This window comes from Streptomyces himalayensis subsp. himalayensis (assembly GCF_013778455.1).
Taxonomy (GTDB): Bacteria; Actinomycetota; Actinomycetes; order Streptomycetales; family Streptomycetaceae; genus Streptomyces; species Streptomyces himalayensis.
Genome location: NZ_JACEHE010000070.1, coordinates 1 through 6,590 on the forward strand (window position 1 = coordinate 1; position 6,590 = coordinate 6,590).

The window sequence follows — 6,590 nt, forward strand, 5'->3', positions numbered from 1 at the left end:
TGGCCAGCCCTCTGTTGCTGAATATCGCTCTGCACGGAATGGAACAAGCCGCCGGAGTCCGATACCGCAAGCTCGGCACTAATGCCGCCGAGTCGGTTGAAGGCTCTCCGGCGTTGATCAGGTACGCTGACGATCTTGTCGCGCTGTGTCACAGCTATGACGAAGCCGAACAGGTCAAGGCGAAGCTCGCCGAGTGGCTGAGGCCCAGAGGGCTGGCGTTCAACGAAGACAAGACACGAATTGTCCACGCTGACTCCGGTTTCGATTTTCTGGGATTCAACGTCCGCCGCTACGACGGCAAGCTGCTGATCAAACCGAGTCCGGCGGCTTTGAGACGAATCCGGGAACGGCTCCGCACCGAGATGAAGGCCCTGCGAGGAGCCAACGTCAGTGCGGTGCTGCACAAGATCGACCCGATCGTGCGCGGCTGGTCGGCCTACTACCGGACGGTGGTCTCCAGCAAGGCGTTCACTGCGCTGGACGACTACATGTGGAAGCTCACTTACAAGTGGGCCAAGCACGGCCACCAGAACAAATCGAGGAACTGGATTGTCAACCGGTACTTCGGTCAGTTCAACAAGTCCAGCAGGAACCAATGGGTGTTCGGAGACCGGGAGACCGGTGCCCACCTACGGAAATTCTCCTGGACGAAGATCGTCCGACACCAGATGGTCCCCGGCACCTCGTCTCCGGACGACCCAACCCTGGCGGACTACTGGGCCAAACGGCGGCGAAAGGGGATGCCCACGCCTCTGGACGCGTTCGGACTGCGGCTATTGACGCTGCAAAACGGTCGCTGCCAGCTATGCCTGGGACTCCTGCTGCACGCCGACCACCAACCACAGAGCCCCGCCGAGTGGGAACAGTGGATGGTGGTGATCCGACGGGCAGTGACGAAGCAACACATCGTCCTCGTCCCAGGTCAAGGCGAGTCGGACGCAGTCCTTCGTCTCGTGCACACCTCCTGTCGACGTCGGCGCAACGCCGACACCTCAGCGGGTCTGGCTTCTCTGCGTGCCCGCGAGCCTTCGGGGCTTGCTTGAGCCGGATGCGGTTGACGCTGCACGTCCGGTTCTTAGGGGGCGGGGACGCAGTAATGCGTCCCCGCTACCCGACAGAAGTCCGTGCATGGCGAAGAGGGCCATTAAGTCAGCAGTACGGATACCGGAATGCCGAAAGGTCGTTGGTGAATACCGACGAGCTGGAATACGTCTTGCCCAAGGCGGAACGCCGGGTACTGGAAATCGGATGATACCGAGTGACACCGACGGCAGCGCGCCTGCAGCCAGCAGGTAGCCAAGAGCTGCGCGACCATCGCGTGGAGCTGGACGGTCGGATCAGGGGCCGCCCGCAGCCGGGTCAGGGGCCGGCGCGATGGACGCTGACGGCGTAGCCGCCGCCGTCGTAGGCGTCAGCGTCCCAGGTGGCGAAGCGGTCGACGAGGGCGAGGCCGGCCGCGGCGCAGTACGCATCGTACTCCGGCAGTGTGATGCCGGGCGGCACGGGCAGGTGGGCGGCATCCAGGCCGAAGCCCGCGACCAGCAGGCCGCCCGGACGCAGGGCCGCGGCCAGACGCTTGACCACCGTTGCCTCGGTCCCGGGGGCGAGCAGCGGGAGGACGTTGCCGGCGGCGACCACGAGGTCGAAGTCCGCGTCGATACCGATCTGGGCCGGATCGAACTCGGCGAGATCGGTCCGGTACCACGGCAACTCCGGCGCCTGGGCCCGCGCCACGTCCAGCATCGAGGCGTCGAGGTCGATCCCGACGCAGTCGTAGCCGAGCTCGGCCAGCCGGATCGCGACCCGTCCGGTCCCGCATCCGGCGTCCAGGACCCGCGCCCCGGCGGGCACCAGGGCCGCGCAGAACCGCGCCTCGCCGTGCACATCCTTTCCGCTGCGGGCCAGCGCCGCGAAGCGCGCGGCGTACTCGTCTCCGGACGTCCCACCGGTCAGTTTTTGCCAACGGCTCATGAGAATCGACTATAGGCGGGCCGGCCCTCCTCCACCGTGGTCGAGCGGGGCAGTCGCCGGCCTCGTCGTGGCGGTGAGCCGATAGCCGTCGAGCTCGTCGAGAAGGTCGAGTTTGCCGCTGCGGCCGGTCCGCCGGACGGTGGCGGCCGGCTCCTTGAGGTAGTGGGCGGGGTGGTTGCAGATCTGCTTGAGAGCGGTGAGGACTTTGAGGACGAGTCCGTGCCGCCGGATGCCGTGGGCGGCACGGATCGCCGCCATCGATGCACGCACCTATGCCTGGTAGAGCGCGGTCTGTTCGCGGCTGAGTCCGGCCCGCTGGTCGGTCTCGCTCAGGTCGGTGGCCTGGACGGTCCGGGCGGCCGTCAGTGCCTGGACGCCGGTCAGTTCGCGCGGGGTGCGGCGCAGCCGGCGGGCGAGGCGGTCGTCGAGCAGGACCCAGCCGTCGCGCGGCCGCACCAGCGGCCGGTGGGCGGCGGTCAGCCGCTCGACCTCGTCGGCGGTGAGGCTGCGGTCCGCGGTGGCGATCTCCCAGCGAAGGCGCAGAGCCGCTCGGCGGAGAGGAAACCGAAGCCGCCGTCGGTGTCGTCACCGTCCACCGCTGGAGCGGCCCGGCATCGAGGACGGCCTGCGCCGTCAGGTCGCCCACCAGATCGCGCGGCAGGTGCACGCCCATCCCCGCCTCGCGCAGCTCTCCGGCGACGGCCCCCATTGTCGAGGGCGAGGGCGCGTGTGCGGCTGTGCGCGACGGCTTCTACCGCCATCACGACGGCGAACGCCTCGGCGGAGGGAAGTACGTCCACTTCAACGCTGTCACGGGCTGACCTCGGCGCCGGTCGTCACCAGAGGGGGAACCGCAGTGAACGCACCTACGTCGTCCGCCATCTGGTCGACCGGCGAGACCGTCGACGGTCGGTACCGGGTGATCGGCGAGCTCGGCCGGGGCGGGATGGGCGTCGTCGTGCACCGGGTCCGGCATCTTGCCTGGGGCATCGACATGGCGGTGAAGAGCTCGCGTCCTGGGCCCGACGATGCCGAAGTGCAGGCGGCGCTGCGGGTCGCGGTCTCGGGGAGCGTGGCCGATGCCCGCCGCACCGAGACCCACGCACTGAGCGAGCCGTACGACGTGCCGGGCGCACCGGTGCGGCTTCTCGCCCGGCACGAGGTGGGCGGCTACTTCCCGGTCCAGTTCACTCCCGACGGGCGCCTCGCGATGAGCGGTCACTGGGACGGTGTGCTCCGGCTGTGGGACACGGCGACCGGCGAGCTGCGGCGGACGCTCAAGGGACACCGCAGGCAGGTGCAGGGCGTCGATCTCACCCCTGACGGGTCGTACGCGCTGTCCACGAGCCGCGACGGCACGGTCCGGTTCTGGGATCTGACCACCGGCCGGTGTGCCCGCGTCATGCGGGCGGGCGCCGATACCACGCGGCATCCGATCAGGTTGAGCGCCGACGGACACGTCGGCGTGTGGGTCGGCGAGGACGGGCGCATCCAGGTATGGGCCCCAGGGACCGGAACCTGCCGCTGGTTGCTCGGGACGCCGCTGTGGGCCGTGCTGGACGGCTCGCTGTACGAGGTGAGCGCCGACGGGCGCCACGTGCTCACTGCCGAGGAGGGCGGGGCGCGGCTGTGGAGGCTGGCCGATGGCCGGTCCCGTGCGCTGACCGCCGGCTCGCCGGCGCATTCGATGTGCTTCAGTCCGGACGGACGCCATGCCGCGGTCGGTGGTAGGGACCGGGTGATCCGGCTGTGGGATGTGGTGGACGGCCGGCAGCTGTGCACCTTGACCGGGCACACCGGGGCGCCCAACCACCTGGCGCTGAGCAACAGCGGACGCCTACTGCTCTCCGGATCGATCGCGGACAACACCGTCCGGGTCTGGGAGCTGGACAGTGGCCGGTGTCTGCGGACCTTCACCGTCCCCAGCGGAGTGCGTCACGTCGGGTTCCCGGACGCCGACGACCGGTTCGGCTTCTCCGTCGATCAGCAGCTCAGCCCGCCCATGCGCCGTTGGCGGCTGCCCGACGCCGGGTACGCCGCCGAGCCACAGGTGACCAAGCCGCGCGAGTACGCCGAGGTCAGCCGGCTCGGCGGCATGGCCGAAGAGCTGCTCGCCGAAGCACGTCAGGCGATGTCGAACGGGCAACACCGGTCCGCCTTGGACCGGTTGACAAGCGCACGGGCGATACCCGGATACGAGCGCGCGCCACAAGTCCTGGCCGCCTGGCACGAACTGGGCCGCTCGGCCCGCCACGTGGAACTGCCCGCGGCCTGGTCGCGGCCACTGGACGCCGGCCACCTCTCCTACGGCGCCATCACCGCGATCGGTATTGCCGCCGGTGCCCGGCTCGCCGTCAGCGGCCAGGGCGACGGCACCATCCGGATCTGGGATCTGGACCGCGGCGTGTGCACGCACGTCCTCGACGACCACCGGGGCAGGGTGGGTGAGGTGGCGTTGAGCGACGACGGCCGGCACGTCCTGTGCTACGGCACCAATCCGCTCGCGATCACCCGAAGGCGGCTGGCAGGCGGCGAGCGCCGTCAGCTGACTCCGGACCGGGACATGACGCGGACTGTCATGTTCACGGGCGACGGCAGGCATGCCTTGTTCGGCAGCGGAGACGGCGTCATCCGTCAGTGGGATCTGGACGACGACCGCTGCGTCGCGACCACCGGGCCCGGCGGCCCGGTCAACATGATCTCCACGTCCGCCGACGGACGGCTCGCGGCTGTCGGCGACACCCGAGGTGTGGTCCGTCTGTGGGACCTCAGTGCCGGAGCGTGCCTGCGGACCTGGACGGGACCCGGACACCCGATCCTGTCGGCGTGCCTCAGCGCCGATGGCCGGCTGGCCATGTCCACGTGCATGGACGATGAGCGGATCCGGTTGTGGGACGCCGGGAGCGAGCGATGCCTGCGCGAGTTCGAGGGGCACGAGGGCTGGCTCTCCACCGTGCGGTTCACTCCCGACGCCCGGTTCGCGTTCTCGGCAGGCCACGACAGGACCATACGGATGTGGGAGGTCGCGAGCGGACGCTGCCTGCACGTCCTGGAGGGACACCAGGAGCGCATCAGACACCTCGAGCTCACCGCCGACCTGCGCAATCTGGTGTCGGCGGGCGACGACGGCATCCGGCTCTGGCAACTCGACTGGGAGCTGACGGCCGACTGAGCCCGAGCAGGCCGTCGGCGCCATGACATCGTGGTGCCGGTCGCCGGGAGGGGGATGCTGATGGCGAGCCTGCCGCTGTGGCACGTGTACGAACCTGGAGTCCGGCCGCTGTCTGCGGCAGCTCGCCCGCAACGAGTCGCAGGTGACGGCGGTCGCGCTCACGGGCCGGGCGGCAGCGGTGGAGGCGGCCCATCCCCTCGTCGGGCTCGGGTCGTTGTGCCGCAGCGACCTCGACGAGGTGCTGCAGCGCCGAAAGTTCTCCCCCGCCTCACGCGAGGCGGCTGCCGCCGACGCCGCGCTGGTGCGCGAGCGCTTCGACAATGCAGGCCCACCGAACTGGGAGCATGACCATCTCGACCGGATCGGGCAAGCGGCGGTCAACAACAATTGACGCCGACGACGGCGACTGGGAGCGGTGGGAGCAATTGGGAGCGAAGAGGGCTCCCAGATTGCTCCCAAACACGCGTTTGGGGCACTCCGAAGAGTGCCCCTAAACCGCGGGAACATCCGACATCACAGTCGGGACGACAGGATTTGAACCTGCGACCCCTTGACCCCCAGCGATGCGGACATTTTTGGTTTGGAGACTTGTGGAGTCGTTCCGCGCCCGAGGGCGCAGTCATAGCCCGCTGCAGGATGCTGAGTGTCTTTCGCTCCGGCGATGATTCATCCGACGCACTTGGTGGCGGTAACGCGCTTTGCGCGACCCCAAGGAGCGAGGCGAGGGCAGCGGCTCGTGCGCGAAGACGTCCAGCGCCTTCCCCCGATGTGTTCGCTGTCCCGGGGCCGCCACTCACGCTGCCGCTGGTGTTCCCATATACCGGGGAACTCCTTCGCGCGGGCCAGGATCAGACCGCGTACGCACTCCGCAATCGGCTGGTCGTGGACGCCTCATGAGTTGGTCAGCACCACCCGGGGCTTGTCGGCCAGGGAGGAAAGAGGAGGGAGTCGACTCCGGTGGCGGCCACATGAACCCAGCCGAGTGCCCGCGACACCTCGTCGGGCCAGGCGGCGACCTCCGCGGTGACGGTGTGCCATCAGAACAGGGCGTCCGCGCCGGGCACAAGGAGCGGCGGTCCTGCTCGGTCGAGTGGACGGTGTTCGGGAGCCGTTCGATGCGCGCAGCGTTCGGCGGCAGGATGCCGCGGTGCAGGACGAGGAGCCGGTCAGCCACGGTGGCCCACCACTGGGAATGGCGAGGCACTTGTACTCCAGGAACTCGTCGGCGCCGAGGCGTCCGCCCTCGCGGCCGAGCCCGACTGCTTGACGCCGGCGAAGGGCGCGGCGGGGTTGGAGACCAGGCCAGCGTTGATCCGACCATGCCGGTCTCCAGGCGCTCCCGCCACCCGAAGGGCGCGGTCGAGGTCGCGGGTGAAGAGGTAACCGACCAAGCCCCGTTCGTGTGATGTTGTGCAAATTATTGACGACTGCAATTTGGATGCCTATC

Annotated in this window: 5 protein-coding genes and 2 pseudogenes; 3 read left to right on the top strand and 4 right to left on the bottom strand. The window is 69.1% G+C overall.

Going from position 1 to position 6,590, the window contains the following annotated elements; genetic code table 11:
- Positions 1 to 1,043 (top strand): group II intron maturase-specific domain-containing protein (locus tag H1D24_RS41285; protein WP_258564743.1); only part of this gene is annotated, 1,043 nt, incomplete at its 5' end.
- A gap of 316 nt (positions 1,044 to 1,359) precedes the next feature.
- Here H1D24_RS41285 and H1D24_RS41290 read toward each other — a convergent pair.
- The 3 genes and pseudogenes from H1D24_RS41290 to H1D24_RS43435 form a co-directional block, all read right to left on the bottom strand.
- The gene (locus tag H1D24_RS41290; protein WP_181662920.1) at positions 1,360 to 1,971 is read right to left on the bottom strand and encodes a class I SAM-dependent methyltransferase; all 612 of its coding nucleotides are present in this window, start codon (positions 1,969 to 1,971) and stop codon (positions 1,360 to 1,362) included.
- 90 nt (positions 1,972 to 2,061) lie between these two features.
- A pseudogene (locus H1D24_RS41295) lies at positions 2,062 to 2,301 on the bottom strand (hypothetical protein); the annotation flags it as partial.
- 27 nt (positions 2,302 to 2,328) lie between these two features.
- Positions 2,329 to 2,514, bottom strand: a pseudogene (locus H1D24_RS43435) (SNF2 helicase-associated domain-containing protein); the annotation flags it as partial.
- Between the two features lie 313 nt (positions 2,515 to 2,827).
- On the opposite strand from H1D24_RS43435, the gene H1D24_RS41305 reads away from it, so the two are divergent.
- The gene (locus H1D24_RS41305) at positions 2,828 to 5,143 is read left to right on the top strand and encodes a WD40 repeat domain-containing serine/threonine-protein kinase (RefSeq protein ID WP_309484636.1); all 2,316 of its coding nucleotides are present in this window, start codon (positions 2,828 to 2,830) and stop codon (positions 5,141 to 5,143) included.
- A gap of 142 nt (positions 5,144 to 5,285) precedes the next feature.
- Positions 5,286 to 5,534, top strand: coding sequence for a hypothetical protein (locus H1D24_RS41310; RefSeq protein ID WP_181662922.1), 249 nt, complete (start codon positions 5,286 to 5,288; stop codon positions 5,532 to 5,534).
- A 775-nt stretch (positions 5,535 to 6,309) separates the two neighbouring features.
- On the opposite strand, the gene H1D24_RS41315 is transcribed toward H1D24_RS41310, so the two are convergent.
- The gene (locus H1D24_RS41315; protein WP_374064826.1) at positions 6,310 to 6,489 is read right to left on the bottom strand and encodes a hypothetical protein; all 180 of its coding nucleotides are present in this window, start codon (positions 6,487 to 6,489) and stop codon (positions 6,310 to 6,312) included.
- Between the last annotated feature and the right edge of the window lie 101 nt (positions 6,490 to 6,590).

Bases quoted from the DNA above. Each gene is read 5' to 3' on its own strand.
- H1D24_RS41290 (WP_181662920.1), bottom strand. From the start codon at position 1,971: ATGAGCCGTTGGCAAAAACTGACCGGTGGGACGTCCGGAGACGAGTAC.